A 26532-nucleotide genomic window follows, 5' to 3' on the forward strand; every position below is an offset into this window, starting at 1 on the left:
CTGAGCGTCAAACCCGGCACCCCGATCGAGCCGTACCTGGAAATCCTGCGCGAGTTCGACACCCTGCTGGTGATGTCGGTGGAGCCCGGGTTCGGCGGCCAGAAGTTCATCGCCGAGGTGCTGCCCAAGGTCACTGCGGTGCGCCGCCTGGTGGACGCCGGTGAGCTGACCCTGGTCGTCGAGATCGATGGCGGCATCAACGACGACACCATCGAGGCGGCCGCCGCGGCCGGCGTCGACTGTTTCGTCGCGGGCTCCGCGGTCTACAACGCGGCCGACCCAGGTGCCGCGGTGGAGGCCCTGCGGCGTCAGGCCGCCGCTGCCTCGCCGCACCTGGTGCTGTGACGCCGGAGGCACTCGAGGCTGCAATGCGGATGGCCATCGGCCAGGCCGACGCGGTGAAAGGCACCACCTACCCGAATCCGCCGGTCGGCGCCGTCATTCTGGACCGCGACGGCGAAGTGGCCGGCGTTGGCGGGACCCAGCCGGCGGGGGAGGCGCACGCCGAGGTGGTGGCACTGCGCCGGGCCGGTACCCGGGCCGCGGGCGGCACCGCCGTGGTCACGCTCGAGCCGTGCAATCACCAGGGCCGCACCGGCCCCTGCGTCGACGCGCTGCTGGACGCCGGGGTGGCGGCCGTCGTCTTCGCTGTGTCCGACCCGAATCCGGTCGCGGCGGGCGGTGCCCAGCGGCTCACCGACGCCGGTGTCACGGTGTCCTCGGGTGTGCTCGCCGATGACGTCTCCGGTGGGCCGCTGCGGGAGTGGCTGCACCGCCAGCGCACCGGCCGGCCCCATGTGACGTGGAAGTTCGGGGCCAGCATCGACGGCCGCAGTGCTGCCGCCGACGGCACCAGCCAGTGGATCACCGGTGCCGCCGCCCGGGCTGACGTGCACCGGCACCGCGCGGTCGCCGACGCCATCGTGGTGGGTACGGGAACCGTGCTGTCGGACGACCCAACGCTGACCGCACGCCTGACCGACGGCACTCTGGCTGCCCGTCAGCCGCTGCGGGTCGTGGTCGGCGAGCGTGAGATTTCGTCGGAGTCCAACATCTTGAACGACGAATCCCGGACCATGGTGATCCGGACACACGACCCGCTCGAGGTACTGCAGGCGCTGTCGGACCGGACCGACGTGATCCTCGAAGGCGGTCCGACACTGGCCGGGGCGTTCGTTCGGGCCGGGTTGGTGGACCGGATTCTGGCCTATCTGGCGCCGACGCTGCTGGGTGGACCGATCACCGCGATCGACGACGTCGGCGTGCCGACCATCTCGCAGGCGCGCCGCTGGCGGTTCGACGGGGTAGCGACCGTCGGCGCCGACGTGCGGCTCAGTCTGGTGCCGAACTGATTGCTCGGCGACTTCCAGCGAACTTTTTGCGGCGACCGTGGGGGCTCGGCCCGTGAGTTCCGCCCGCTGAACCGTCCGAATTGATTCCCGCAAGCTGCTGAGACGTGCGATTCACCGTGGCGCGCAGTGTGATTGGCCTCACCGCGCACCATCTTTAGTTTTGCTAATCGTTATCAGTTTGAGATCAACGCCTCGGTATTCGTGCAGGAGGCCACGATTTCGCATCCGTAAAATTGGGCACAGAGACCGGGTCATCTGGATCCGGCAGAAATATCGCGCTCACCGACGTCGTTGGAGCGAAGGTGAACACGAGCAAAGGATAAGAGCATGACTGCACTGCAGGACTGGCTCAGCTTCCGTCCGGTTGAAGATGGCATCAAAGACATGGTGTTCCGCCGGCCCCTGCGGGCGGTGCTGAGTGTCGTCGAGGAATTCGACGACGCCGTGGACGGGGCGCTGGAACGCCTCGCGGCACACGCGAACGGCCCCCACGCGGCCCCCGCGCCGACCCCGGCGTACGTCCCGGACAACGTGGTGCTGATGCGCCCGGGTGTGGAGCGGTGCTAACGCGCTGCCACTGAACAGGCCAGAAACAACGGAGCCGCAGAGTCGATCGACTCTGCGGCTCCGTTGTTGTTGCGGGTCAGGCGACTGGCGCCGGATCAGCCTCGGGGGCGTTCTCGGGTTCGTCGGCCTGCTCGTGGCGGCCGGCGATCAGCAGCCCGGCCAGCGCACCCACCACGCAGACGACGGCGGTGATCAGGAAGATCGAGCTGTACTGCATGGTGTACGCGGTCTTCGTGTTCTTCGCGATCTGTGCGGCCGCATCAGCCAGGTCGACGCCCTTGACCGCAGGCATCGAGGCCAGGGCCTGTTGAACCTTGTACAGGCCCCACGCTGACAGCGCCGCCATGCCGATCAGCATGCCGATCATGCGGGACACCACGACCGCGGCGGAGGCGATGCCGTGCTGGGCCGTCGGCACCACGCGCAGTGTCGCCGACGTCAGCGGTCCGATGACCAGACCCAGGCCCAGGCCGGCGATGATCAGATCGGTCGGTAGCTTCGGCAAGGACACCACCACGAGGTCGTGAGTGGCCGAGAGCACGTCCATGTCCCAGCGCGACACCAGCAGATACGCGGCCGCCGCGATGAGCAGGCCCACGAAGGCGACGATCCGGTCGCCGACCCGGGTGGCGATCCACCCGCCGACCAGCGCGCCGACCGGCAACGCACCCAGGAACCACGCCAGCTTGAAGACCGCATGCGCCTGGTCGATGCCGAGCACACCGCGGCTGAAGAGCTCGACGTTCACCAGCGTGACCATCAGCGCCGCGCCTGCACACAGCGATGACGCCAGGCCCGCCAGGAACGGCCGGAAGTGCACACCCACCGGATCGATCAGCTTCGTGCGGGCGATCTTCTCCCACACGAAGAACGCGACCGCGACGACCGCGGCGCCGATCAGCAACGGCGGGCCGTTTTCCGGGAGCACCTGCTTGCCGTCCGGGTTCGGGTTGTACAGACCCCAGGTCGCCAGTCCGAGCGCGACGGCCAGCAGCACACCGCCGAGGACGTCGACCTTCTCCGGCGTCTCGGTCTCGATGCGCGACGGCAGGCTGAAGTGGATCATCACCATGGCCGCGATGGTCAGCGGCACGTTGATCCAGAAGACGTCCCGCCAGTCGTGCAGCAGCCACACCACGGCCACGCCGTACAGCGGGCCTAGCACGCTGCCCAGCTCCTGCGCCGCACCGATACCGCCCAGAACGCCGGCGCGGTTGCGTGCGGCCCACAGATCGGCGGCCAGGGCCAGCGTCACCGGCAGCAGCGCGCCACTGGCGACACCCTGAATGGTCCGGCCGACGATCAGCTGGATCAGCGGCTCGATCACCTCGTTCGCCGGGGCGAACATGCCTGCCATCGCCGTGACGATCGAGCCCACCACGAACAGCGCCAGGCTCGCCTGCAGCACCAGCTTGCGGCCGAACCGGTCCGAGGCCCGGCCCAGCAGCGGCATCGCCGCGATGTAGCCCAGCAGGTACCAGGTGACGACCGGCGTGACCTGCTGGATCTTGTTGATCGGGATGCCGATCCCGTCCGGCGGGTCCTTCATCATGTCGGTCATGATCGTCACGACGACATAGGTGTCGAGCGCGCCGAGCAGGACCGCGATACTGCCCGCGGCTATGGCGACGTGGCGGTTATTGCCCCCGGCCATTACTGAACGTCGGGCTTGTTGACGGTGACCGGCTTACCCCAGTCCGTCAGCGTCATCTGCAGGTTGTTGCCCGGGCTGGTCTCGAGCTGGGCCTGCGCCAGCTGGTGGTTGCCGCCCTCTTCGATCCAGGCGGTGCCCGGGAGCGCTTGGGTGACCTTCAGCTGCGGGGCGATCTTGTTGACCGCGTCAGCGCTGACGGTGCCGGTGACCTTGACGGTCTTCACGCCGTTGATGTCCTCGCGGCCGACGGTCTTGGCCTCGGTGAAGTTGTCGAGGATGTTGGCCAGGCCGGTCTCCGGGCGCAGGATCGCCGAGATGTCGTAGATGGCGTCGGCGGGGCCGAAGTCGGACAGCGGGCCACCGGACGACAGCGAGGCGTACAGGTGGTTGTCGTAGACGACGAACGGGGCGTCCTGGACGCCCATGCCGCCCACCGACAGGTTGGCCTTGCCCTGGCCGGCGACCGCCGGGGTCAGCGTCATGTCACCGGTCAGCTTGGTCACGGTCATCTTGGCGATCTTGCCGTTGACCGTCAGGACCAGGTGCACACTCTGCTGGCCGCGGGTGGTGTCGGCGGACTGCTTGAGCAGCGCGGTGGCGTCGGGCAGCGGGGCCGAGGGGGCCTCGGACTTCGAGCAGCCGGAGACCAGGAGCACCCCGGCCATCACGGTGGAGAGTAGGGAAACAAGCATGGCGGAGCGTTTGCGCGTCTGCATGCCCTGCATCGTAATAGGTGCGCCCGACTAACCAGTTGCCTCGACCGGCCGGTAGAACCTCAGGCATGGTTGCTGAACTCGAATTTCGGGCCGTTCCGATCGATATCGGCGACGGCGGGACTTCAGGCAGAAGGAGCTCGGGGCGTAGCTGAGGGGGTGGTTAGGCTGGGCGCATGTTCACCGGCATTGTCGAAGAGCTCGGCGAGATCGTCAGCAAGGACCAACTGACCGATGCGGCGCGGTTCGTCATCCGCGGCCCGTTGGTCACCACCGATGCCGGGCACGGTGACTCGATCGCGGTGAACGGCGTCTGTCTGACTGTCGTGGACGTGCTGCCCGATGGCGCGTTCTCCGCCGATGTGATGGCCGAGACCCTCAACCGGTCCAGCCTGGCCGGCGTCGAGGTCGGTGGCCGGGTCAACCTGGAGCGCGCCGCGGCGATCAACAGCCGCCTCGGTGGGCACATTGTGCAGGGCCACGTGGACGGCACCGGCACTGTGCTGTCGCGCACACCCTCGGAGCACTGGGAGGTCGTGCGCATCGCGCTGCCGCCGCAGCTGGCCCGATACGTGGTGGAGAAGGGCTCGATCACCGTGGACGGGGTGTCGCTGACGGTGTCCGGCCTGGGGCGCGACGAGCAGGGCGACTGGTTCGAGATCTCTCTGATTCCAACGACGTTGCAGCTGACGACGTTGGGCCGCGCCCCGGTGGGGACGACGGTGAACCTGGAAGTCGACGTCATCGCCAAATACGTCGAGCGGCTGCTCACCCCGGCGCAGTAGCGGCCGGTCATGTCGTGTCCGCTGAGCGGACCGGCGGGAGTAAGTCGGCCTGTACCAGTGGTTCATACTGGTAGGTGATCAACTTGGCCCTGAGGTGGCCACGGCAAGGGTGGTGGAGATGACGAGGCTTGATTCCGTCGAGCGGGCGATAGCCGATATCGCGGCGGGCAAGGCTGTCGTCGTCATTGACGACGAAGATCGCGAGAACGAAGGCGATCTGATCTTCGCCGCGGAGAAGGCGACGCCGGAGTTGGTGGCCTTCATGGTCCGCTACACCTCGGGCTACCTGTGCGTTCCGCTGTCCGGCGAGGTCTGCGACCGGCTGGGTCTGCTGCCGATGTACGCGGTGAACCAGGACAAGCACGGCACCGCCTACACCGTCACCGTTGACGCGAAAAAGGGTGTGGGAACCGGTATTTCGGCATCCGACCGGGCCAAGACCATGCAGGCACTCGCCGATCCGGACGCTGTCGCCGACGATTTCACCAAGCCCGGACACGTAGTTCCGTTGCGCGCCAAGGACGGTGGCGTGTTGCGCCGTCCCGGCCACACCGAGGCCGCGGTGGATCTGGCCCGCCTGGCCGGGTTACAGCCCGCCGGCGCGATCTGCGAGATCGTCAGCCAGAAGGACGAGGGCTCCATGGCCCAGACCGATGAGCTGCGCGTCTTCGCCGACGACCATGACCTGGCGCTGATCTCCATCGCGGACCTGATCGAGTGGCGCCGCAAGCACGAGAAGCACATCGAGCGCGTCGCCGAGGCCCGCATCCCGACCCGGCACGGCGAGTTCCGCGCGGTCGGCTACACCAGCATGTACGAGGACGTCGAGCACGTCGCGTTGGTGCGCGGCGATGTCTCCGTGGACAACGGTGACGACGTCCTGGTGCGCGTGCACTCCGAATGCCTGACCGGTGACGTGTTCGGTTCCCGGCGCTGCGACTGCGGCCCCCAGCTCGACGCTGCCATGGAGATGGTGGCCAACGAAGGCCGCGGCGTGGTGCTGTACATGCGCGGACATGAAGGCCGCGGCATTGGCCTGCTGCACAAGCTGCAGGCCTACCAGCTGCAGGACGCCGGCGCCGACACCGTCGACGCCAACCTGGAACTGGGCCTGCCCGCCGATGCCCGGGACTACGGCATCGGGGCCCAAATCCTGGTCGACCTCGGTATCCGGTCCATGCGGCTGCTGACCAACAACCCGGCCAAGCGCGTGGGTCTGGACGGCTACGGCCTGCACATCATCGAGCGCGTGCCGCTGCCCATCGGCCCCAACGCCGACAACATCCGCTACCTGATGACCAAGCGGGACCGCATGGGGCACGACCTCAGCGGGCTCGACGATTTCGCCGGTGACACGACAGACGGAGACAGCAAGTGAGCGGTGTCGGGGTTCCGGACATGCCGGCGCTCGACGCGTCCGGGGTCAAGCTGGCCATCGTCGCCAGCACCTGGCACACCACCGTCTGTGACGCACTGCTCGATGGCGCTCTTCGGGTCGCCACCGCATCGGGTATCGCCGAACCGACCGTGGTCCGGGTGCTCGGTGCCATCGAAATCCCCGTGGTGGCACAGGAATTGGCCAAGAACCACGACGCGGTGATCGCGCTGGGCGTGGTGATCCGTGGTGGCACGCCCCATTTCGACTACGTGTGTGACGCCGTCACGCAGGGCCTGACCCGGGTGTCGCTCGACGAGTCGACACCCGTCGCCAACGGTGTCCTCACGGTCAACACCGAAGAGCAGGCGCTCGACCGCGCCGGCTTGCCCGGGTCGGCGGAGGACAAGGGTGAGCAGGCCGCATCGGCGGCCCTGGCCACCGCGCTCACCTTGCGCGACCTGCGTCGATGACGAAAGAAACCGCCGGCTGGGACCTCGAGGTCCGGCCGCAGCGTGTGAAGATCGTCGCCTACGTGGCGGCCGCCGTCATCATCGCCGTGCACATCACGGTGGGCGCGCTGCTGAAAATCGGTGCCACCGGGGTGATCTTCCAGACCGCCGACCAGGTATCCATGGCGTTGCTCGGGGTCATCCTCGCCGGCGCGGTACTGCTGCCGACGCGGTCCCGGTTGCGGGTCGGTCCGGCCGGCATCGTCGTCCGTAACGTGTTGAGCGACAAGACCATTGCCTGGTCCGACGTCGCCGGCGTGTCGTTCCCGCTCGGGGCGCGGTGGGCGCGCGTCGACCTGCCCGACGACGAATACGTCCCGATCATGGCCATCCAGACCGTCGACAAGGCCCGGGCCGTCGATGCGATGGATCGCCTCCGCGAATTGGTCGTGAAATACCGCCCAGACCTCAACTCAGCGTCAAAGACATCGTGAGTTCGTCTGCCCGGCCGGGGATTTGGGAACCGCCGGCCGGATCGGTCGTGGCGACGAACCCGAAGGCCCGGTAGACCCCGAGCGCGGCGTCGTTGTTCCGGTGCACCCGCAGCGTCACGGTGTGCGCTCCCAGGCCGCGTCCCCAGTCGATGGCCGCGGTCAGCAGCGTGCGCGCCACCCCGTGGCCGCGGGCGATCGGATCGGTCCACAGCGAGTACAGGTACACCGAGCCGGGGCTGGCCCGGTGTGCGGCGATCAGACCGACCAGGCGGTCCTCGTACGCGAGGGCGAACTGCGCGTGGGCCCGCAGCCGCCGGCGCCACTGCGTCCCGGTGAAGCTCATCTCGGTGCGGTACTCGGCATCGTCGGTCCCCGCGGAATCGGCCAGCGCCCGCAGCCGCAGCGCGGCGAACGTCCGCCAGTCGGCTTCGGTGAGCCGGATCACCCCTGTCCCGGTCATAGCCGCCCCACCATGAGGCTCACCTGTCCGCTCCCTCCCATGGGATAGAATTTGCTGATAGTGACCGATTTTCGCATGCCTTCGCCGCCGCCGGACGTCGTGGCGATCGCACCCGCCGAACTGGTCGGCCGCCTTGGTGCCTACCCGACGGTGACCGTGCCGATCTACCAGGGCCGGACCGTCGACAGCGCGTGGCTGTGGAATCACCTCGCCGAACCCGCGGACTACTTCGGGCTGACCTTGCCCACCCAGGCTGCTCTCGGCGCCGCGGTGGCTCCGTTCTCCAAGGGGCCCGCATTGGTCGCCGTGACCGTCACGATCGTGGACGGGGGCCGGTGCGCGGTGACGGGGACGCCCTCTCAGATCCATGCACCCGAGCCGGTCCGGATCGGTCGGCGGGACAGCGACTGGACCGCGCCGGCGCCGACGGACGAGCAGTGGCTGCGGATGGCGGCCCGGACCACCAGCCTGGGTACCGTCGACCTGCTGCTGCGCCGATTGGCCGAACAGGGCTGCGTCGACGGCATCGGGCCGGGTCCCGACGTCACCCCGGCCGTGGCCGGTGCACTGGTGCTCGACATCGGTGCCGAGCTGGTCGGCGTCGACAACCCGGAGCCGGTCTCGATCCTCGACCAACTGCAGGCCTGCGGCGTGCTGGGTCCCGTTGCGCGCCGCGCCTCGGCGCCGCTCGACGCGGTGCGCCGGGCCTGGTGGATCTCGCCGCAATACTGCACGCATCCCGTCGCCCAACTCGGCGACCGCCGCCTCCCCGTTGATTCCGCCCACCCGTCGTTCCTGGAGCAGCTGTGACCAAACCTTTTGTCCCACAGTCCTACAAGTCGTTCCGCATCGACGGGTACGACATCGAGGGCGGCGTGTTCCGCGGGCGCTACACCATGTGCGGGGCCGATTCGGCCGACGACGTCAGCTTTGCCGAGACCGTCGACTTCGGGGAGAGCCTGGCCGGTGGTCGGCCCGACGACCGGTTGCTGCGGCTGCTGACGCTGACCTGCTCGCTGAGCTACTACAAGGCGGCTGCCCCGCCGAAGATCGAAATCGCGTTCCCGACTTACGATTTCGAACGCGATTATCTGCGCCAGGTGCTCGCCGGTGGCCTCGGTGAGTACGCCTACCGCAACAACCTGCCCGGTGCGCTGAGCCCGGAGATCACCGGCGACCGCTCCGAGATTGCCGAGCAGCGGCCGGACACCTGGAACGCCGACGCGGCACCGCTGGTGCCGGTCGGTGGCGGTAAGGACTCGGTGGTCTCCATCGAGGCCCTCACCCCGCTGCAGCCGGTGTTGTTCAACGTCAACAAGTTCGACCCGATCGACCGGTGCGTCGAGATCAGCGGGCTGCCGCACGTGCGGGTCATGCGTTCCATCGACCGCACCCTCATCGACGTCAACGCTGCCGGTGCCTACAACGGGCACATCCCGGTCACCGCGATCAACAGCATCATCGGGTTGATCGTGGCCGACGCCAAGGGTCTGGGACCGGTCGTGCTGTCCAACGAGCGCTCGTCCAACGTCGGCAATGTCGAGTGGATGGGCCAGGACATCAACCACCAGTGGTCCAAGAGCGTCACCTACGAGACGCTGCTGCGGGACACCCTCGCCGCGTACGGGCTGAATCCGGACCGGTACTTCTCCCTGCTGCGCGGCCTGTCGGAGTCGCAGATCGCCGACCGGTTCGCCGCCAGCCCGCAGTATTTCCGCGCCTTCATCAGCTGTAACCGGCCGTTCGCGCTGGACGCCGGCCGGCGCGGCGCCACCTGGTGCGGGCACTGCCCGAAGTGTCAGTTCGTCTTCGTGCTGATGGCGCCACGGTTGGGCCGCACCGAGGTCGAGGCGATCTTCGGGCGAAACCTGTTCGAGGACACCGACAGCCGCGCCGAGTTCGAGGACATCCTCGGGGTCGGCGCGCACAAGCCGTTCGAATGCGTCGGCGAGTACTACGAGGCCGCCGAATCGATGCTGACCATCCTCGACGACGAGTCGTGGGCCGGCCTGCCGCTGGTCGAACAGTTCCGCAGTGCGCGTGCCGATTTGGCGCGGGTCGCCGCCGACCACGACGACAGCCCGGCCGTGGAGTACGTGCCCGAGCGTTACCGCGCCGCCCTGGACACTCGGCGATGACGTCGGTGCCGCGGCAGCGTCCCGACCTCGCCGGTGCCGCCGTCGGCATCTGGGGTTTCGGCAAGGAGGGCCAGTCGCTGGCCCGTACCGCGGCCGCCGCGGGGGCGGCGCGCATCGACGCCGTCGACGACGCCGGCCGGGGGACCCTGGACGCACCCAGCGATATCGCCAACCTGAACCTGTGGCGCGGTGCCGAGCACCTGACCCGGCTGGCGGACTGCGACGTCGTGTTCCTCAGCCCCGGAATACCTTGGCATCAGCCCTTTTTCGCCGAGCTGCGAGACGCCGGGACCCCGCTGTCCAGCGCCGCGGACTGGTACCTGCGCCGGTACGCGGACCAGACCGTCGGCGTCACCGGGACCAAGGGCAAGAGCACGACGGCGTCGTTCCTGTCGCATCTGCTGTGCCGCCTCGGCGCGGACGCCGTGGTGGCGGGAAACATCGGCACCCCGCTGTCGGACCTGGAGCCCGGGCCCGGCGCCGTTGTGGTCGCCGAGCTGTCCAGCCAGCAGTGCGCCCTGGTGACGGCATCCCCCCGAATTTCGGTGATCACCAATCTCTTCGAGGACCACCTGGACTGGCACGGCGATATCGACGCCTACCACCGTGCGAAGGCCAACGTCTTCGCCTGCGGCGGTGAAATTCTGGTCACCACACCGCAGGTGCTGGCCACCCTCGAGCGACTCGGCATCGCGTTGCCGCCGGTGGTGCGCACCGTCGACCCGGCCGACGCCGCACGCCCCGCGGTGGAGGGCCTCGGCGATTACGTGATGGCCTATGAGCACAACGTCGTCAACGGCGCCCTGGCGGCCGTCGCGGCCGCCGAGGTGATCGGCCGCCCGGTTACCGAGGATGAATTCCTCGGCGCGGTAACCACATTCGAGGCCCTGCCGCACCGGCTGCAGGTCGTGCGGCGCACCGGAGCTGTCCGTTGGGTCGACGACACCCTGGCCACGACCGGGGAGAGCGTGGTCGCCGCGCTGCGCTCGATGCGGCCCGATGACCGGGTCGCCCTCATCGTCGGCGGTATGGACCGTCAGCTCGACTACGAACAGATCGACGACTATCTGCTCTCGGGTGCACGTGACGTTCACCTCATCCAGGGACCGACCAATGGGACAGACATCGGGCGCGGTTTCGCCGCAGCACACCCCGAGTTCGTCCACCCGGTGGACAGTCTGCAGGCGGCGGTGCGGACCGCGGCCGCGGTACCAGGCGTGACGGCCGTGCTGCTGTCGCCGGGGGCGGCCAGCTATGACCTGTACGCCAACTACGTCGCCAAGGCTGCGGCTTTCTGTGAGTTCATCGATGCCCACCTGGATGCGTCCGATGCTGTCAGCCAGTCGAACTAACCTGTAACAGTGCCTGATCCATCGACGTACCGGCCCGCGCCGGGAACCATCCCGTTGGAGCCGGGTGTGTACCGGTTCCGGGATCCGCATGGCCGGGTCATCTATGTCGGCAAGGCCAAGAGCCTGCGCAGCCGGCTGAACTCGTACTTCGCCGACCTGTCGGCGCTGGCGCCGCGGACCCGGCAGATGGTGACCACTGCCGGCAGTGTCGAGTGGACGGTCGTCACGACCGAAGTCGAAGCGCTGCAACTGGAATACAACTGGATCAAGGAATTCGATCCCCGGTTCAACATCCGGTACCGCGACGACAAGTCGTACCCCGTGCTGGCGGTCACTCTCAACGAGGAGTACCCGCGGCTGTTCGTGTACCGCGGTCCGCGTCGCAAGGGCGTCCGGTACTTCGGCCCGTACTCGCACGCGTGGGCCATCCGCGAGACGCTGGATCTGCTCACCCGCGTGTTCCCGGCGCGCACCTGCTCGAACGGAGTGTTCAAGCGGCACAACCAGATCGGCCGGCCCTGCCTGCTGGGCTACATCGACAAATGTTCGGCCCCCTGCGTCGGCCGGGTGAGCGCCGCCGAGCACCGCAAGATCGTCGATGACTTCTGCGACTTCCTGGCCGGCAAGACCGACCGGCTGGCCCGCGACATGGAACAGCAGATGGCCGAGGCCGCCGAGGAATTGGAGTTCGAGCGGGCGGCCAGGCTGCGGGACAACATCTCGGCACTCAAGCGGGCGCTGGAGAAGCAGGCCGTGGTGCTCGGCGACGGCACCGACGCCGACGTGGTGGCCTTCGCCGACGACGATCTGGAAGCCGCCGTACAGGTGTTCCACGTCCGGGGCGGCCGGGTCCGCGGCCAGCGCGGCTGGGTCATCGAGAAGTCCGGCGAACCCGGTGAGTCCGGAGAGGACTACCTGGTGAGCCAGTTCCTCACCCAGTTCTACGGCGATCAGGCCGAGCTGAGGGGGCCCGGAGCCACCGATGAGGCGACCAACCCGGTGCCCAAAGAGGTTCTGGTGCCGGTACTTCCGGACAACGCCGGTGAACTCGCCGACTGGCTGTCCGGTCTGCGGGGTTCCCGGGTGCAACTGCGGGTGGCCCAGCGCGGCGACAAGCGCGCCCTGGCCGACACCGTGCAGCGCAACGCGCAGGATGCGCTGGCTCAGCACAAACTCAAGCGGGCCGGCGACTTCAACGCCAGATCCGAAGCACTGCAAAGCATTCAGGACTCGCTCGAGCTGGACGACGCGCCGCTGCGCATCGAGTGCGTCGACATCAGCCACGTGCAGGGCACCGACGTCGTGGCCTCGCTGGTGGTGTTCGAGGACGGCTTGCCCCGCAAATCCGATTACCGGCACTACGCGATTCGCGAGGCCGCCGGCGACGGCCGGTCCGACGACGTCGCGTCCATCGCGGAGGTGACCCGCAGGCGCTTCGCGCGGCATGCGGCCGACACCCAGGTCGGCGCGGACATCGGCGGCACCGACACCACCGAGACCCCCGAAACCCCAGCGCGGCCAAAGCGATTCGCCTATCCGCCCAACCTGTTCGTGGTCGACGGCGGTGGGCCGCAGGTGAACGCGGCGGCCGCCGTGCTCGACGAATTGGGCGTCACGGACGTGGCCGTGATCGGCTTGGCCAAACGTCTGGAAGAGGTGTGGGTGCCCGAACAACCGGATCCGCTGATCATGCCGCGTAACAGCGAGGGCCTGTATCTGTTGCAGCGCGTGCGTGACGAGGCTCACCGGTTCGCCATCACCTATCACCGCAGCAAGCGATCCAAGCGGATGACGGCGTCGGTGCTCGACGCGGTTCCCGGCCTCGGCGAGCACCGGCGCAAGGCGCTGGTCACCCACTTCGGTTCGGTCGCGCGGTTGAAGCAGGCCGGCGTGGACGAACTGACAGCGGTGCCTGGCATCGGGGCGGCGACGGCACAGGCTGTGGTCGATGCGCTGCGGTCTGATTCGCCGGGGTCTGATTCCCAGCCGGATTCCGGGGCGGCGCCGACCGATATCGGCAATGATCGGACAGGGCAGTGAGCGCAGCACCACCAGATGAGCAGCGGGGGATGGACGAAGTCGTGACGGACGATCAGATGGACGGTGCTGCCGCCGGTGAAATCGATGTGGTTCTGGTCACGGGTCTGTCGGGCGCCGGTCGCGGCACCGCGGCCAAGGTGCTCGAAGACCTCGGCTGGTACGTCGCCGACAACCTGCCGCCGGAGCTGATCACCCGGATGGTCGAGCTGGGTCTGGCCGCGGGTTCGCGGATCACCAAGCTGGCCGTGGTGATGGACGTCCGGTCCCGGGGTTTCACGGGCGACCTCGATTTTGTTCGCCGCGAATTGGCCACCCGCAGCGTCGTCCCGCGCGTGCTGTTCCTGGAGGCGTCCGACGACATCCTGGTCCGCCGCTACGAGCAGAACCGCCGCAGCCACCCGCTGCAGGGCAACCAGACGCTCGCGGAAGGCATTGCCGCCGAACGGAGATTGCTGGAGTCGGTCCGTGCAACGGCCGATCTGATCATCGACACCTCGACGCTGCCGGTGCCGGCGTTGCGCGCGAGCATCGAGCGGGCCTTCGGCGAGGAAACCGCGACCGGTACGAGCGTGACGGTCGAATCGTTCGGCTATAAATATGGTCTGCCGATGGACGCCGACACCGTGATGGATGTCCGGTTCCTCCCGAATCCGCATTGGGTCGACGAGTTGCGGCCCCACACCGGGCAGCATCCGGCGGTTCGGGACTACGTGCTGGGACAAGAGGGGGCTGCCGAGTTCCTGGACACCTACCATCGGCTGCTGGGGGTTGTGATCGACGGCTATCGCAGGGAGGGGAAGCGCTACATGACCGTGGCCATCGGCTGCACCGGCGGCAAGCATCGCAGCGTTGCGATCGCCGAAGCACTGGCCAACCGGCTGCGTGGCGGCGACCACCTGACCGTGCGAGTGCTGCACCGGGATCTGGGGCGCGAATGACGGACGCTCGCGAGGAGGATCGCGCGCCCGCGCGCATCGTCGCGCTCGGCGGTGGACATGGCCTGTATGCGACGCTGTCCGCGGCGCGCCGGCTGACGCCGCACGTGACGGCTGTCGTCACCGTCGCCGATGACGGCGGCTCGTCGGGCCGGCTGCGCTCCGAGCTCGACATCGTGCCCCCGGGTGATCTGCGAATGGCGTTGGCGGCCTTGGCATCTGATAGTCCGCACGGGCAGCTGTGGGCCACCATCATCCAGCACCGCTTCAACGGCAGCGGTGCGCTGGCCGGTCACCCGATCGGCAATCTCCTACTTGCCGGCCTCAACGAGGTACTCGCCGACCCGGTCGCCGCGCTCGACGAGCTCGGCCGGATCCTCGGCGTCAAAGGCCGGGTGCTGCCGATGTGCCCCATCGCGTTGCAGATCGAGGCCGACGTGTCCGGGCTGGAGGCCGATCCGCGGATGAGTCGCGTGATCCGGGGCCAGGTCGCGGTCGCGACGACGCCGGGCAAGGTGCGCCGGGTCCGGTTGCTGCCGGGCGATCCGCCGGCCACCCGGCAGGCCGTCGATGCCATCATGTCGGCCGACCTCGTGGTGCTCGGTCCGGGCTCGTGGTTCAGCAGCGTCATCCCGCACGTGCTGGTGCCCCAACTGCTGGCCGCGTTGCAGGCCACCGAGGCGCGGCGGGCCCTGGTGCTCAATCTCGCCGCCGAGCCGGGGGAGACCGCCGGGTTCTCCGCCGAACGGCATGTGCACGTGCTGTCGCAGCATGCCCCGGGCTTGACGGTGCACGACATCATCGTCGACGCGGCGAGTGTGCCCGGCGAACGGGACCGCGACCAACTGCGCCGGGCGGCGTCGTTTCTCGAGGCTCAGGTCGAGTTTGCTGACGTATCCCGACCTGGTACACCTTTACATGACCCGGCACGGCTTGCGGCAGCTCTGGAGCGGGTGCGCCTGAACGGCAGCGCACCGGCCCGGCCCGCATACGAGCCATCCACTCCCGCCGCTCGGTCGGCCGACGGTAACCGTGCGCAGCCGACCCCTGAAGGACCAAGAGGTGACGATTCGTGGCGATGACGTCGGAAGTGAAGGACGAGCTGAGCCGGCTGGTCGTCAACTCGGTGACCGCACGGCGGGCCGAGGTGGCGTCGCTGCTCCGCTTCGCGGGCGGCCTGCACATCGTGGCCGGACGCGTCGTCGTCGAGGCGGAGGTCGACCTGGGCAGCATCGCCCGGCGGCTGCGCAAGGACATCTACGACCTGTACGGATACAACGCCGTCGTGCACGTGCTGTCGGCCAGCGGCATCCGCAAGAGCACCCGGTACGTGGTCCGGGTCGCCCAGGACGGTGAGGCGCTCGCTCGTCAGACCGGGCTGCTGGATCTGCGTGGCCGGCCCGTGCGTGGCCTGCCGGCTCAGGTGGTCGGCGGCAGCGTCGGCGACGCCGAGGCGGCATGGCGCGGTGCGTTCCTGGCGCACGGTTCGCTGACCGAGCCCGGCCGCTCGTCGGCGCTGGAGGTCAGCTGCCCGGGACCGGAGGCGGCGCTGGCGTTGGTCGGTGCGGCCCGTCGGCTCGGGGTCAGCGCCAAGGCGCGTGAGGTCCGCGGCAGCGACCGGGTGGTGGTGCGCGACGGCGAGGCCATCGGCGCGTTGCTGACCCGGATGGGCGCGCAGGACACCCGGCTCAATTGGGAAGAGCGGCGCATGCGCCGCGAGGTGCGTGCCACCGCCAACCGGCTGGCCAACTTCGACGACGCGAACCTGCGCCGGTCCGCCCGGGCGGCGGTCGCGGCCGCGGCGCGGGTCGAGCGGGCGCTGGACATCCTCGGTGACACGGTGCCCGACCATCTGTCGGCCGCCGGGCGGTTGCGCGTCGAGCACCGGCAGGCCTCGCTCGAGGAACTGGGTCGGCTCGCTGACCCGCCGATGACGAAAGATGCTGTGGCAGGCCGGATTCGGCGCCTGCTGTCGATGGCGGACCGCAAGGCCAAACAGGACGGCATCCCGGACACCGAGTCGGCCGTCACCCCGGACCTGCTCGACGACGCCTAGCGCACGTCGACCGGTGGTCACCGGACAGGAGTCGGACCCGACGCGCGGCGCACGTCGGAGTCCGACGTGGAGTTCGTCACAGCACTAGGCTGGCTGAGGATTCACCGCATGACCTGTCCAGGATTTCCGGCAAAGGAGCACAGCAGTGACTATTCGGATCGGCGTCAATGGCTTCGGACGCATCGGGCGTAACTTCTTCCGCGCTCTGGACGCGCAAAAAGCGGCGGGCATCAACACCGATCTGGAGATCGTGGCGGTCAATGACCTGACCTCGACCGACGCGCTGGCTCATCTGTTGAAGTTCGATTCGATCCTGGGCCGCCTGCCCTATGACGTCCGCGCGGATGGCGACACCCTGGTGATCGGTGACACCAAGATCAAGGCCCTGGCGGTCAAGGAGGGTCCGGCGGCGTTGCCGTGGGGCGAGTTGGGTGTGGACATCGTGGTCGAGTCGACCGGGATTTTCACCGACGCCGCCAAAGCGCGGGGGCATTTGGAGGCCGGGGCCAAGAAGGTGATCATCTCCGCGCCGGCCACCGGTGAGGACATCACCATCGTGATGGGTGTCAACGATGACAAGTACGACGGCAGCCAGCACATCATTTCCAACGCCTCGTGCACGACGAACTGTCTGGGGCCGATCGCCAAGGTGCTCAATGACGAGTTCGGCATCGTCAAAGGCTTGATGACCACCATCCACGCCTATACGCAGGATCAGAATCTGCAGGACGGCCCGCACAAGGATCTGCGCCGGGCCCGGGCCGCGGCGATCAACATCGTGCCCACCTCCACCGGGGCGGCCAAGGCCATCGGTCTGGTGCTACCCGAGCTCAAGGGCAAGTTGGATGGGTATGCGTTGCGGGTGCCGGTGCCCACCGGTTCGGTCACCGACCTGACCGTCGAACTCGGCACCGCAGCCGCTGCCGCGGAGATCAATGCGGCGATGCAGGCCGCTGCCGAGGGCCCGTTGAAGGGGATCCTCAAGTACTACGACGCCCCGATCGTGTCGTCCGATATCGTCACCGACCCGCACAGTTCACTGTTCGACGCCGGACTGACCAAGGTCATCGACAACCAGGCCAAGGTCGTCTCGTGGTACGACAACGAATGGGGCTACTCCAACCGCATCGCCGACCTGACCGCACTGGTCGGCAAATCGCTGTAGATCGCAAGTGAAGCAACAGAAAGACAGGTATGAGCATCAAGACCCTCGATGAGCTGTTGGGCGAAGGTGTAGAGGGGCGGGGCGTTCTGGTCCGTTCCGACCTCAACGTCCCGCTCGACGATGACGGCAACATCACCGATGCCGGCCGGATCATCGCCTCCGTGCCGACGCTGGCCGCACTGGCCGACGCCGGCGCCAAGGTCGTCATCACCGCACACCTGGGCCGGCCCAAGGGCGGACCGGACCCCAAGTTCTCGCTCGCGCCGGTCGCCGCGGCGCTGGGGGAGAAGCTGGGCCGGCACGTCCAGCTGGCCGGTGACGTCGTCGGCACCGACGCGCTCGCCCGCGCCGAGGGCCTGACCGACGGTGACGTGCTGCTGCTGGAGAACATCCGCTTCGACCCGCGCGAGACCAGCAAGGACGACGCCGAGCGCGCGGCCCTGGCCCGCGAGCTGGCGGCTCTGGTCGAGGGCCCCGACGGCTCGCCGGGCGCGTTCGTCTCCGACGGCTTCGGGGTGGTGCACCGCAAGCAGGCTTCGGTGTACGACGTCGCCGGCATCCTGCCGCACTACGCGGGCACGCTGGTGGCCACCGAGGTCAAGGTGCTCGAGCAGCTGACCAGCTCGACCGAGCGGCCGTATGCCGTCGTGCTCGGTGGCTCGAAGGTCTCCGACAAGCTCGCGGTCATCGAGAACCTCGCCACCAAGGCCGACAGCATTGTCATCGGCGGCGGCATGTGCTTCACCTTCCTTGCGGCCCAAGGGCTTTCGGTCGGTACCTCGCTGCTGCAGGAGGAGATGATCGACACCTGTAAGCGCCTGCTGGACACCTACGCCGACGTCATCCACCTCCCCGTCGACATCGTCGTGGCGGACAAGTTCGCCGCCGATGCCGAACCGGAGACCGTGGCCTCCGACCGCATCCCCGACGGCAAGATGGGCCTGGACATCGGCCCCGAGTCGGTCAAGCGCTTCACCGCGCTGCTGTCGAACGCCAAGACCGTGTTCTGGAATGGCCCGATGGGCGTCTTCGAATTCCCGGCCTTCGCCGACGGCACCAAGGGCGTCGCCGAGGCCATCATCACCGCCACGTCCAAGGGCGCGTTCAGCGTCGTCGGCGGCGGCGACTCGGCGGCCGCGGTGCGTCAGCTCGAACTCGCGGAGGACGGCTTCTCCCACATCTCGACCGGTGGCGGCGCGTCGCTGGAGTACCTCGAGGGCAAGACGCTCCCGGGCATCGAAGTACTGGAGTCGTAGGACATGGCACGCAAGCCGCTCATCGCCGGCAACTGGAAGATGAACCTCAACCATTTCGAGGCCATCGGACTGGTGCAGAAGATCGCATTCGCGTTGCCGGACAAGTACTTCGCCAAGGTCGACGTCACCGTCCTGCCGCCGTTCACCGACCTGCGCAGCGTGCAGACAATGGTCGACGGCGACAAGCTCCTGCTCACCTACGGCGCCCAGGACGTGTCCCAACATGACTCCGGCGCCTACACCGGTGAGGTGAGCGGCGCGTTCCTGGCCAAGCTGGGCTGCACGTTCGTCGTCGTCGGGCACTCCGAGCGCCGGACCTATCACCACGAGGACGACGCCCTCGTCGCCGCCAAGGCGAAGGCCGCGCTCAAGCACGGCCTGACCCCGATCGTGTGTATCGGCGAGGGACTGGACATCCGCGAGGCCGGCAACCACGTCGAGCACTGCACCGGCCAGCTCACCGGCTCGCTCGCCGGGCTCTCCGCCGAGCAGATCAGCCAGGTCGTGATCGCCTACGAACCCGTCTGGGCCATCGGCACCGGCCGGGTGGCCAGTGCCGGGGATGCGCAGGAGGTGTGTGCGGCCATCCGCTCGACCCTGGCCGAACTGGCGTCGCCCGAGATCGCCGCGACCGTGCGCGTGCTCTACGGCGGCTCGGTCAACGCCAAGAACGTCGGCGAACTGGTTGCGAAGCCGGACATCGACGGTGCGTTGGTCGGCGGTGCGTCGCTCGACGGCGAGCAGTTCGCGATGCTGTCGGCGATCGCCGCGGGTGGCCCGCTGCCGTGAAACGGCGAATTGGACAGCTGCCGTGATTGGGCGGTGAGGGGGCCGGCCTAGTTGGCCGGCTCCAACACCATGGTCGGCAGGTTGCCCCTGTTAATCCCTCCGGGTAGCGGCCTGGTTGTCGTAGTCGTCAACGGTGCGTCAGCTGCCTTGGCCGGCGGCGCGTGGCAGCCTGTCTCGGGGTCCATGCCGGGGATGCCTCCCGACTCGATGCAGCACAGGTCGGCGTTCCGGACGGTCTTTTTCATGCAGTTGTCGTACGCCTCGATATCCCACGTGTCGTCGCTGGGTGCGGCGATCGAGACCGGTGCTGTGGTGACCGTTAGTGCGGCAGCCAGCAAAGCGGCTGAAGCAAATTTGAGGACGGACATGGTGGCCTCCAAAGGGGCCGAGTAGTGGATGCTGATCTGTTCATAGTGCGCCGCCACCGCGGCCGGCATCGCCGAAACTCAGTATTTTCTGGCAAATCCAGCAACACAGTCGTGGCCAGGGGTGACGACCCGACGGTGGTCCGCGGCAGGGGCACGGCGCGCTACCCGGTAAGCTGTGGGTCATGATTTTGGCCCTGCAGATCACGTTGATCATCACCAGCCTGTTGGTTGTGTTGCTGGTGTTGCTCCACCGGGCCAAGGGTGGCGGTCTGTCGACGCTGTTCGGCGGCGGCGTGCAGTCCAGCCTGTCCGGTTCCACCGTCGTGGAGAAGAACCTGGACCGTCTGACCTACTTCATCACCGGCATCTGGCTGGTGTCGATCATCGGCATCGCGCTGCAGATCAAGTACGGCGCCTAGTTTCAGATTTTCCGAACCGGCCACGCCTGACAGGCGTGGCCGGTTTTGTTTGTGCCGCTGCCACTGACAGGAAGCGTCCAGCCGGTGCTGGGCTGGCACTTATGCCGATGACAGGGCGCGCTTAGCGCCGGCTCCTACGCTCGCCTCGATACCTGGCGGCGTCGCCGGGACAATGGTCGCTTACGTCGGGCGGAGTCTGTGGTGAAACGTGTGCGAATCGGCGCGGGTGCGATGGCGCTGCTCTCGATAACCGGTGGCGTGGCCGGCGGGGTGGCGCGAGCCGATCCGCTGCCGGTCGCCGACGTCCGGCAGGCCATCAACACCGAAGACGGTTGGCGCCTTGCGGTTTCGCTCACCCAGATGGCCGTCAACTCGGTGCCCAACATGGCTGCTACGGCCTTCACCCGCGAGGGGTTCGTCACCGGCCGGGCCGAGGCCACCATCGACGGGAGTGGCTCGTCGGCGGTCAACAACGGGACGCTGATCGTGGGCTTGCAGCTGGGCTGCCAGGTCGACCTCAGTGAGGGCGCCAGCGTCGGAGGCGACGCCGACATCGGCGTCAATCCCGGATTCAGCGGAAACGTGCTCAATGCCATCGGTCCGTACGCCGATCTGGAGGGCAACGTCTCGGTGAACCTGTTGCCGGGCACCATCACCAACGTGGTGCTGGGGAAGAAGACGCTGAAGGGCCGCACCGGTGGCATCACCGTGCACGACGCACACGTCAAGGTCGACGCCTGCGGCGGGGCAGTGGCCATCCGGTTCTTCTCCACGGTGACCATCGACACCGACAAGAACGACGACAGCGTCAACGCGTACGGGGACATCCAGCAGCTATGAGCGCCGTGCGAATGCCTGTCATGTCCGGACGCCGACGGCTCTCGGCGGTCGGCGTCGTGGCCTGGGCGGTCTCGGCTTGGCTCACGGTTTCTCCGCCGGCAAGCGCGGACTGCACCGGCGCGGGTGACTTCGGCGCCGGATCAGGTTGCGCGCCACCAGGTGGCGGCAGTTCGTCGGCCAAGGCCTGGCCGCCGACCGCGGTGGATTGGCCACCAAATATGGACTCGGACAGCAGCGGCGGGGGTGGCGGAGACAACCGCGACAGCGCGGCATCCCCGATTGTGCTTCCGGCCGGGCAGAAACCATCGGCGCCGCCGCCGACGACGAATCCATCGGCGACGACGTCGTCAACGCCGATCGTCCCGGTTGGTTCGCCGTGAACCAGGCAGCCGTGCCCTGCAGCACCGGCGTCCACCGTCGATACTGAGGTGATGGCAGAGCTTCCGAACGTCCCAGACACCGCGCTGCTGCCGATCGGATCGGTTCAGCGCACCGAACTCGGCCGTGAGGCCACCGAACCGATGCGCGAGGACATCCGACTGCTCGGCGCCATCCTCGGCGACACCGTGCGCGAACAGAACGGCGATGCCGTCTTCGACCTCGTGGAGCGAGCGCGAGTGGAATCGTTCCGGGTGCGACGGTCGGAGATCGACCGGGCGGAGCTGGCAGCGCTGTTCTCCGGCATCGACATTCATCAGGCCATCCCGGTGATCCGGGCGTTCACCCACTTCGCGCTGCTGGCCAACGTCGCCGAGGACATCCACCGCGAACGGCGGCGCGCCGTGCACGTGACAGCGGGCGAGCCGCCGCAGGACAGCAGCCTGGCCGCGACGTACCGCAAGCTGGACCAGGCCGGCGGATTGGACGCGGCGGCCGTCGCTGACGCGCTCCTTGGCGCCCTGGTCTCGCCGGTGATCACCGCTCACCCCACCGAAACCCGGCGGCGCACCATCTTCGACACCCAGAACCGGATCACCGACCTGATGCGGCTGCGGCTGCACGGACACACCCTGACGCGCGACGACCGCGACATCGAGACCGAGTTGCGCCGGCACATCCTCACCCTGTGGCAGACCGCGCTGATCCGCTTGTCGCGGTTGAAGATTCAAGACGAGATCGCCACCGGTCTGCGCTATTACCCGGCCGCGTTCTTCGATGTCATCCCGCAGGTGAACGCGGACGTGCGGACCGCGCTGCAGGCGCGCTGGCCGGATGCTCAACTGCTGGAGACGCCGATCCTGCGGCCCGGTTCGTGGATCGGCGGTGACCGCGACGGCAACCCCAACGTCACCGCCGACGTGGTGCGGCTGGCCACCGGTAGCGCGGCCTACACCGCGTTCGACCGCTACTTCGCCGAACTCCTTGCGCTGGAACACGAGCTGTCCATGTCGGCGCGGCTGGTCCGCGTCAGCGATGCGCTGCAGGCGCTGGCCGACCAGCATCCCGAACCGGCCCACGCCGACGAACCGTACCGTCAGGCGCTGCACGTGATCCGCGGGCGCCTGACGGCCACCGCCGCCGAGGTCCTCGACCGGCAACCCGAACACGAGCTGGACCTCGGGCTGCCGCAATACACCTCGCCGTCCGAGCTGCTGGCCGACCTGGATGTCATCGACGCCTCGCTGCGTGCAGGCGGCACCAGTGTGCTGGCCGACGACCGGCTGGCCCGGTTGCGAGAGTCTGTGCGGGTCTTCGGTTTTCACCTGTGTGGCCTGGATCTGCGGCAGAACTCCGAAGTGCATGAGCAGGTGGTTGCCGAGCTGTTGGCGTGGGCCGGCGTGCATCCTGACTACGCATCGCTGCCGGAGGACGAACGCGTCGCCGTGCTGGTCACCGAATTGTCCACCCGCCGTCCGTTGGTGAGCCGTGACGCCGAGCTGTCGGAGCTGGCGCGCAAGGAACTGGACATCGTCGCCGCGGCAGCCCGGGCGGTCGAGGTCTTCGGGCCGCCTGCCGTGCCCAACTACATCATCTCGATGTGCCAGTCGGTGTCCGACCTCTTGGAAGCCGCGGTGCTGCTCAAAGAAGCAGGCCTGCTGGACGCGGCCGGGCCCGAACCGTACAGCCCGGTGGGTATCGTGCCGCTGTTCGAGACCATCGACGACCTGCAACGCGGATCGTCGATTCTGGAAGCGGCCCTTGCCATTCCGCTGTACCGCTCGATCGTCACCGTCCGCGGCGACCACCAGGAGGTGATGCTGGGCTACTCAGATTCGAACAAGGACGGCGGCTACCTGGCGGCCAACTGGGCGCTGTACAGGGCCGAGCTCGATCTCGTGGAATCGGCCCGCAAGACCGGTATTCGGCTGCGGCTGTTCCACGGTCGCGGCGGCACCGTCGGCCGCGGCGGTGGCCCGAGCTACGACGCGATTCTCGCGCAGCCGCCCGGTGCAGTCAGGGGCTCGTTGCGGATCACCGAGCAGGGCGAGGTCATCGCCGCCAAATACGCCGAGCCGCATGCCGCACATCGCAATCTGGAGACCCTACTGGCCGCGACCCTGGAGTCGACGCTGCTCGACGTCGAAGGGCTCGGGGACGCGGCAGCACCTGCCTACGACGTGCTGGACGACCTCGCCGGCCGGGCCCAGCGGGCCTACAGCGAATTGGTCCACGACACACCGGGATTCGTCGAGTACTTCAAGGCGTCGACGCCCGTCAGCGAGATCGGTGCGCTCAACATCGGGAGTCGCCCGACGTCGCGCAAGCCGACCACGTCGATCGCCGATCTGCGGGCCATCCCGTGGGTACTGGCCTGGAGCCAGTCGCGGGTCATGCTGCCCGGTTGGTACGGCACCGGGACGGCCTTCGAGGAATTCATCGAGACCACCGACGGCGGCCTCGCGGTGCTGCAGGACCTGTATGCGAAGTGGCCGTTCTTCCGGACCGTGCTGTCCAACATGGCGCAGGTGCTGGCCAAGTCGGATCTCGGCTTGGCAGTGCGGTATTCGGAGCTCGTGGACGACGAGGCGCTGCGCCACCGGGTGTTCGACAAGATCGCTGCCGAACACGAGCGCACCATCCGGATGCACGCTCTGATCACCGGACAGGATGACCTGCTCGCCGACAACCCGGCCCTGGCGCGGTCGGTATTCAACCGGTTCCCCTACCTCGAGCCGCTGAACCACCTGCAGGTCGAGCTGCTGCGCCGTTACCGATCGGGCGACGACGACGAACTCGTGCAACGCGGCATCCTGCTGACCATGAGCGGGTTGGCCACCGCGCTGCGCAACAGCGGGTAGCGGCGATTTTGGCCCGCCGTTAGCGGAACGGCGTCCAGCCGTGGTGGGCGGCGCGCGCCGGCCGGTTTGCCCGGCCTTTGACAAGCAGGAGGACGCTCTTTTTCATCAACATCGCCCCGAGGGCGATGAGTAAGACGATGGCTGCGATCGCGATGACGACGATCAACGCCTGGGTGCTGATGATCATGCTTGCTTCTTGGAGTGGTTGAGTAGGGTGCCGAGCTTCAGATGGGTCGGACCTGAGCCCTGGGCATTACGAACTGGGCTGGGGCACAACACAGTTCGTGACCTTCGGATTGACGCCCAGGTAGTTGAGTGGTCCCGCGATCACGGTGGCCGCGATGGTTCCCACGCTGGCACAGTTCTGTTCGGCGTGGGTGAAGTAGCCGCGTTGGCCAGTGGCGAAGGCGCCGATGACCAGCCATAGGACTACCAATAGCCCTGCATATCGCATGATGTTTCTCCTCTGACGTTCGGCCGGGCAGCTGCGGGGAGTTGCGTCACCTGGCAGTGGTAAGTGGTCGCGTCGTGCCCACGCCGCGGTGAATCACCATCGGCGAGATGTGTTGCCGGCCAGTGCTAGTAGTAGTGGCGGCGGCCGAAGGCGGGGCGTCCCATCCGTCCCATGGCCATCAGTACCAAGCCGATGACGAGAAGGACGATTCCGATGGGCACCAGGGGCAGGTTGGTGTTGAGCAGCAGTCCAGCGATGATGAGGACGATTCCGACGACGATCATGGCGTCTACCTCGTTTCGATGCCGACGTGGTTGGGGGATGGCCGGCTAGGGTTTGAAAGCGTTTTTGATGTGGGAGCCGGCCTGTTTGGCGTTGCCTTTGAACTGCTCGACCCGGCCTTCGGTGCGAAGCCGGGTGTTGCCGGTGCTCTGGCCGATGAACTTCTTCAAGGCGCCTTTGGCGGCCTCGGCCTTGTTGGCCATGGTCCTGGTGATGCTCATTGGCTGTCGCCTTCCTTCTTTTGGTTACGCCGCGACTGCGGCTGACGCTTGCGATCGCAGGCGGGTGTTACCGCGGCCTGTCGGCATGCGCGGTGCCCGCAGGTCGCAGACCGCGCGTCCAGCGCCCGATCAACGGAAACCTGCTGCGTCCCAATGTTGTTCGCTGGCGGTCCGCCGGCGATCCGGTACTGGTGTCGGCCTGCTGATGCTCAAGTCGTTGGTCGCGCTCCCGGTTGAGAAACGCGGTTTCACGTTGGGAATCCTTGAGGTGGTGTCGGGCGTCTCGCCCGCGCCCCGCGGTGCGCCGTGCGCCTGCCAACAACACGGCAAGACCCAGCATCGCCACTGCGCCGACCACGATCCCGGCCAGGAACACAGCGCCGGTCGACCCGGTGACGTGATAGCCCAGGAGCGAGAAGTTGTCGGTCAGCGGATGGGCGGCCCCGGCGTTGGTGAGCACACCGGCGAATCCTGCGATCACCGCCACGAGCAGTACGACGAGTCCAATGATGACGATCATGGTGGCACCTCAGATACTGCTAGAAGTCCAGTACACGCCGCATTTTCACTGCTGTCAACAGTGTAGAACTACAGCATTGACCTACGTTGTCGCGACAAGCTGACCAGGTGATGCGGTAGCAGGCGGGGGCGAGGTGACGACCGCGGCGGCGAGTTTCGGCAACGGCGGCGGGTGTCGGCGACAGCGGCGGGTGTCGGCTACAGCGACCAGGTCATCTCCGAGAACGGCGGCGCAACGAGCGGTTCGCGGCGCGCCACGCGGTATTTGTCTGCTGCGCAGTTCATCGGCCGACCGGGCGCTCGGCAACGGTGGGGCGCTGTGTAACGCCCAATCAATTTGTGGGACTGTCACTTTCACCGTCGCCGTCACCTTCGGCGGGGTAGAGCTGCGGGTGCCAGTATTGGTTGGTTCGGGGTTGATCGACGTCGAGCAGCGGTGGTGGGGTCCAGTGGGCTCTGCCGTTTTTCATGGTGGTGGTCCAGCCGCCGGTGTCGGCGAGGCGGTTGTCGGGGCCGCAGGCCAGGGCGAGGTTGGTGATGTCGGTGGGTCCATCGTCGCGCCAGTCGGTGTTGATGTGGTGGGCCTGGGAGCGGGAGGCGGGGGCGG

31 protein-coding genes are annotated in these 26532 nt (G+C 67.8%); 20 read left to right on the forward strand and 11 right to left on the reverse strand.

All coding sequences use genetic code 11. From position 1 onward, the window contains the following. From TL10_RS27260 to TL10_RS27270, 3 genes are all read left to right on the forward strand, one after another. On the forward strand, window positions 1-345 hold a 345-nt coding region (locus TL10_RS27260), incomplete at its 5' end, for a beta/alpha barrel domain-containing protein (protein ID WP_043988135.1). Further along, window positions 342-1352, forward strand: coding sequence for a bifunctional diaminohydroxyphosphoribosylaminopyrimidine deaminase/5-amino-6-(5-phosphoribosylamino)uracil reductase RibD (gene ribD, locus TL10_RS27265; protein ID WP_338048693.1), 1011 nt, complete (start codon window positions 342-344; stop codon window positions 1350-1352). The genes TL10_RS27260 and ribD, both read left to right, overlap by 4 nt. Window positions 1353-1679: 327 nt before the next feature. Continuing rightward, the gene (locus TL10_RS27270; protein ID WP_043988136.1) at window positions 1680-1919 is read left to right on the forward strand and encodes a hypothetical protein; all 240 of its coding nucleotides are present in this window, start codon (window positions 1680-1682) and stop codon (window positions 1917-1919) included. A 76-nt stretch (window positions 1920-1995) separates the two neighbouring features. Here TL10_RS27270 and TL10_RS27275 read toward each other — a convergent pair whose 3' ends face one another. Then, window positions 1996-3573, reverse strand: a complete 1578-nt coding sequence (locus tag TL10_RS27275) for an MFS transporter (protein ID WP_043392636.1) — start codon at window positions 3571-3573, stop codon at window positions 1996-1998. After that, entirely contained in the window at window positions 3573-4289 is a 717-nt protein-coding gene (locus tag TL10_RS27280) for an LppX_LprAFG lipoprotein (RefSeq protein WP_043988156.1), read from the reverse strand. The genes TL10_RS27275 and TL10_RS27280 overlap by 1 nt, the downstream gene beginning before the upstream one ends. 173 nt (window positions 4290-4462) lie before the next feature. Between TL10_RS27280 and TL10_RS27285 the strand changes: the two genes are divergently transcribed. From TL10_RS27285 to TL10_RS27300, 4 genes are all read left to right on the forward strand, one after another. Continuing rightward, on the forward strand, window positions 4463-5071 hold the full coding sequence (locus TL10_RS27285; protein ID WP_043392634.1) for a riboflavin synthase: 609 nt from the start codon (window positions 4463-4465) through the stop codon (window positions 5069-5071). 118 nt (window positions 5072-5189) lie between these two features. Further along, window positions 5190-6449, forward strand: a complete 1260-nt coding sequence (locus TL10_RS27290; RefSeq protein WP_043393059.1) for a bifunctional 3,4-dihydroxy-2-butanone-4-phosphate synthase/GTP cyclohydrolase II — start codon at window positions 5190-5192, stop codon at window positions 6447-6449. Between the two features lie 20 nt (window positions 6450-6469). Continuing rightward, complete coding sequence (gene ribH / locus TL10_RS27295; protein ID WP_043393055.1) at window positions 6470-6919, forward strand: 6,7-dimethyl-8-ribityllumazine synthase; 450 nt, start codon at window positions 6470-6472, stop codon at window positions 6917-6919. Then, complete coding sequence (locus TL10_RS27300; protein ID WP_043392631.1) at window positions 6916-7392, forward strand: PH domain-containing protein; 477 nt, start codon at window positions 6916-6918, stop codon at window positions 7390-7392. Before ribH ends, TL10_RS27300 begins: the two co-directional genes overlap by 4 nt. Here the strand turns inward: TL10_RS27300 and TL10_RS27305 are convergent. After that, on the reverse strand, window positions 7367-7852 hold the full coding sequence (locus TL10_RS27305; RefSeq protein ID WP_043392629.1) for a GNAT family N-acetyltransferase: 486 nt from the start codon (window positions 7850-7852) through the stop codon (window positions 7367-7369). The genes TL10_RS27300 and TL10_RS27305 overlap by 26 nt on opposite strands. Before the next feature lie 60 nt (window positions 7853-7912). On the opposite strand from TL10_RS27305, the gene TL10_RS27310 reads away from it, so the two are divergent. The 10 genes from TL10_RS27310 (at window position 7913) to tpiA (ending at window position 19583) form a co-directional block, all read left to right on the forward strand. Next, window positions 7913-8662, forward strand: a complete 750-nt coding sequence (locus TL10_RS27310) for a hypothetical protein (protein WP_043392627.1) — start codon at window positions 7913-7915, stop codon at window positions 8660-8662. Continuing rightward, the gene (locus tag TL10_RS27315) at window positions 8659-9990 is read left to right on the forward strand and encodes a MurL-like N-terminal domain-containing (RefSeq protein ID WP_043392624.1); all 1332 of its coding nucleotides are present in this window, start codon (window positions 8659-8661) and stop codon (window positions 9988-9990) included. The genes TL10_RS27310 and TL10_RS27315 overlap by 4 nt, the downstream gene beginning before the upstream one ends. After that, a complete protein-coding gene (murD, locus tag TL10_RS27320) occupies window positions 9987-11342 on the forward strand; it encodes a UDP-N-acetylmuramoyl-L-alanine--D-glutamate ligase (RefSeq protein WP_043988139.1) in 1356 nt (451 codons plus the stop codon). The genes TL10_RS27315 and murD overlap by 4 nt, the downstream gene beginning before the upstream one ends. A gap of 9 nt (window positions 11343-11351) precedes the next feature. After that, entirely contained in the window at window positions 11352-13382 is a 2031-nt protein-coding gene (gene uvrC / locus TL10_RS27325; RefSeq protein WP_043988141.1) for an excinuclease ABC subunit UvrC, read from the forward strand. Window positions 13383-13411: 29 nt separating this feature from the next. After that, window positions 13412-14320, forward strand: a complete 909-nt coding sequence (gene rapZ, locus TL10_RS27330) for an RNase adapter RapZ (protein WP_234711553.1) — start codon at window positions 13412-13414, stop codon at window positions 14318-14320. Beyond that, entirely contained in the window at window positions 14317-15399 is a 1083-nt protein-coding gene (locus TL10_RS27335; RefSeq protein ID WP_043988143.1) for a gluconeogenesis factor YvcK family protein, read from the forward strand. The genes rapZ and TL10_RS27335 overlap by 4 nt, the downstream gene beginning before the upstream one ends. Then, window positions 15396-16373, forward strand: coding sequence for a DNA-binding protein WhiA (whiA, locus tag TL10_RS27340; protein WP_043393046.1), 978 nt, complete (start codon window positions 15396-15398; stop codon window positions 16371-16373). The genes TL10_RS27335 and whiA overlap by 4 nt, the downstream gene beginning before the upstream one ends. Window positions 16374-16518: 145 nt before the next feature. After that, complete coding sequence (gene gap / locus TL10_RS27345) at window positions 16519-17538, forward strand: type I glyceraldehyde-3-phosphate dehydrogenase (protein WP_043988145.1); 1020 nt, start codon at window positions 16519-16521, stop codon at window positions 17536-17538. Between the two features lie 29 nt (window positions 17539-17567). Further along, window positions 17568-18794 carry a phosphoglycerate kinase gene (locus TL10_RS27350; protein ID WP_043396471.1) on the forward strand — a complete coding sequence of 409 codons (1227 nt, stop codon included), beginning with the start codon at window positions 17568-17570 and terminating at the stop codon, window positions 18792-18794. 3 nt (window positions 18795-18797) lie between these two features. Next, window positions 18798-19583 carry a triose-phosphate isomerase gene (tpiA, locus tag TL10_RS27355; RefSeq protein WP_043988146.1) on the forward strand — a complete coding sequence of 262 codons (786 nt, stop codon included), beginning with the start codon at window positions 18798-18800 and terminating at the stop codon, window positions 19581-19583. A 47-nt stretch (window positions 19584-19630) separates the two neighbouring features. Here tpiA and TL10_RS27360 read toward each other — a convergent pair whose 3' ends face one another. Then, complete coding sequence (locus tag TL10_RS27360; RefSeq protein ID WP_043988148.1) at window positions 19631-20020, reverse strand: hypothetical protein; 390 nt, start codon at window positions 20018-20020, stop codon at window positions 19631-19633. Between the two features lie 113 nt (window positions 20021-20133). Between TL10_RS27360 and secG the strand changes: the two genes are divergently transcribed. Then, window positions 20134-20370, forward strand: a complete 237-nt coding sequence (secG, locus tag TL10_RS27365) for a preprotein translocase subunit SecG (RefSeq protein ID WP_043396464.1) — start codon at window positions 20134-20136, stop codon at window positions 20368-20370. Window positions 20371-20601: 231 nt separating this feature from the next. Beyond that, entirely contained in the window at window positions 20602-21210 is a 609-nt protein-coding gene (locus tag TL10_RS27370) for an MspA family porin (RefSeq protein ID WP_043988150.1), read from the forward strand. Here the strand turns inward: TL10_RS27370 and TL10_RS31365 are convergent. Beyond that, window positions 21179-21625, reverse strand: a complete 447-nt coding sequence (locus TL10_RS31365; protein WP_157850400.1) for a hypothetical protein — start codon at window positions 21623-21625, stop codon at window positions 21179-21181. The genes TL10_RS27370 and TL10_RS31365 overlap by 32 nt on opposite strands. A gap of 16 nt (window positions 21626-21641) precedes the next feature. Between TL10_RS31365 and ppc the strand changes: the two genes are divergently transcribed. Further along, complete coding sequence (gene ppc / locus TL10_RS27380; protein ID WP_043988158.1) at window positions 21642-24449, forward strand: phosphoenolpyruvate carboxylase; 2808 nt, start codon at window positions 21642-21644, stop codon at window positions 24447-24449. A gap of 19 nt (window positions 24450-24468) precedes the next feature. On the opposite strand, the gene TL10_RS31370 is transcribed toward ppc, so the two are convergent. From TL10_RS31370 to TL10_RS27395, 6 genes are all read right to left on the reverse strand, one after another. Then, a complete protein-coding gene (locus TL10_RS31370; protein ID WP_156127204.1) occupies window positions 24469-24636 on the reverse strand; it encodes a hypothetical protein in 168 nt (55 codons plus the stop codon). A 66-nt stretch (window positions 24637-24702) separates the two neighbouring features. Beyond that, window positions 24703-24903, reverse strand: a complete 201-nt coding sequence (locus tag TL10_RS27385; protein ID WP_043396458.1) for a hypothetical protein — start codon at window positions 24901-24903, stop codon at window positions 24703-24705. Window positions 24904-25028: 125 nt separating this feature from the next. Continuing rightward, window positions 25029-25187 carry a DUF6131 family protein gene (locus tag TL10_RS31505; protein WP_192830322.1) on the reverse strand — a complete coding sequence of 53 codons (159 nt, stop codon included), beginning with the start codon at window positions 25185-25187 and terminating at the stop codon, window positions 25029-25031. A 45-nt stretch (window positions 25188-25232) separates the two neighbouring features. Further along, window positions 25233-25406, reverse strand: a complete 174-nt coding sequence (locus TL10_RS30400; protein WP_082068108.1) for a CsbD family protein — start codon at window positions 25404-25406, stop codon at window positions 25233-25235. A gap of 67 nt (window positions 25407-25473) precedes the next feature. Continuing rightward, entirely contained in the window at window positions 25474-25926 is a 453-nt protein-coding gene (locus TL10_RS27390; protein ID WP_043396456.1) for a hypothetical protein, read from the reverse strand. 331 nt (window positions 25927-26257) lie between these two features. Continuing rightward, window positions 26258-26532 (reverse strand): HNH endonuclease signature motif containing protein (locus TL10_RS27395; protein WP_043988154.1); only part of this gene is annotated, 275 nt, incomplete at its 5' end.

Origin of the sequence: Mycolicibacterium llatzerense (assembly GCF_000878195.1) — a bacterium.
Lineage (GTDB): Bacteria > Actinomycetota > Actinomycetes > Mycobacteriales > Mycobacteriaceae > Mycobacterium > Mycobacterium llatzerense.

Excerpts from the sequence above, each read along its gene's own strand:
- TL10_RS27285 (WP_043392634.1), top strand. The coding sequence starts at position 4,463 with ATGTTCACCGGCATTGTCGAAGAGCTCGGCGAGATCGTCAGCAAGGAC.
- TL10_RS27270 (WP_043988136.1), top strand. The coding sequence starts at position 1,680 with ATGACTGCACTGCAGGACTGGCTCAGCTTCCGTCCGGTTGAAGATGGC.
- secG (WP_043396464.1), top strand. The coding sequence starts at position 20,134 with ATGATTTTGGCCCTGCAGATCACGTTGATCATCACCAGCCTGTTGGTT.
- TL10_RS27300 (WP_043392631.1), top strand. The coding sequence starts at position 6,916 with ATGACGAAAGAAACCGCCGGCTGGGACCTCGAGGTCCGGCCGCAGCGT.
- TL10_RS27390 (WP_043396456.1), bottom strand. The coding sequence starts at position 25,926 with ATGATCGTCATCATTGGACTCGTCGTACTGCTCGTGGCGGTGATCGCA.
- TL10_RS31370 (WP_156127204.1), bottom strand. The coding sequence starts at position 24,636 with ATGATCATCAGCACCCAGGCGTTGATCGTCGTCATCGCGATCGCAGCC.
- TL10_RS30400 (WP_082068108.1), bottom strand. The coding sequence starts at position 25,406 with ATGAGCATCACCAGGACCATGGCCAACAAGGCCGAGGCCGCCAAAGGC.
- TL10_RS27290 (WP_043393059.1), top strand. The coding sequence starts at position 5,190 with ATGACGAGGCTTGATTCCGTCGAGCGGGCGATAGCCGATATCGCGGCG.
- TL10_RS27370 (WP_043988150.1), top strand. The coding sequence starts at position 20,602 with ATGGCGCTGCTCTCGATAACCGGTGGCGTGGCCGGCGGGGTGGCGCGA.
- rapZ (WP_234711553.1), top strand. The coding sequence starts at position 13,412 with ATGGACGAAGTCGTGACGGACGATCAGATGGACGGTGCTGCCGCCGGT.
- TL10_RS27385 (WP_043396458.1), bottom strand. The coding sequence starts at position 24,903 with ATGCGATATGCAGGGCTATTGGTAGTCCTATGGCTGGTCATCGGCGCC.
- TL10_RS27360 (WP_043988148.1), bottom strand. The coding sequence starts at position 20,020 with ATGCCGGCCGCGGTGGCGGCGCACTATGAACAGATCAGCATCCACTAC.
- TL10_RS27280 (WP_043988156.1), bottom strand. The coding sequence starts at position 4,289 with ATGCAGACGCGCAAACGCTCCGCCATGCTTGTTTCCCTACTCTCCACC.
- murD (WP_043988139.1), top strand. The coding sequence starts at position 9,987 with ATGACGTCGGTGCCGCGGCAGCGTCCCGACCTCGCCGGTGCCGCCGTC.
- ribH (WP_043393055.1), top strand. The coding sequence starts at position 6,470 with ATGCCGGCGCTCGACGCGTCCGGGGTCAAGCTGGCCATCGTCGCCAGC.
- TL10_RS27350 (WP_043396471.1), top strand. The coding sequence starts at position 17,568 with ATGAGCATCAAGACCCTCGATGAGCTGTTGGGCGAAGGTGTAGAGGGG.
- ppc (WP_043988158.1), top strand. The coding sequence starts at position 21,642 with ATGGCAGAGCTTCCGAACGTCCCAGACACCGCGCTGCTGCCGATCGGA.
- whiA (WP_043393046.1), top strand. The coding sequence starts at position 15,396 with ATGACGTCGGAAGTGAAGGACGAGCTGAGCCGGCTGGTCGTCAACTCG.
- TL10_RS27275 (WP_043392636.1), bottom strand. The coding sequence starts at position 3,573 with ATGGCCGGGGGCAATAACCGCCACGTCGCCATAGCCGCGGGCAGTATC.
- TL10_RS27335 (WP_043988143.1), top strand. The coding sequence starts at position 14,317 with ATGACGGACGCTCGCGAGGAGGATCGCGCGCCCGCGCGCATCGTCGCG.
- TL10_RS31505 (WP_192830322.1), bottom strand. The coding sequence starts at position 25,187 with ATGATCGTCGTCGGAATCGTCCTCATCATCGCTGGACTGCTGCTCAAC.
- TL10_RS27305 (WP_043392629.1), bottom strand. The coding sequence starts at position 7,852 with ATGACCGGGACAGGGGTGATCCGGCTCACCGAAGCCGACTGGCGGACG.
- tpiA (WP_043988146.1), top strand. The coding sequence starts at position 18,798 with ATGGCACGCAAGCCGCTCATCGCCGGCAACTGGAAGATGAACCTCAAC.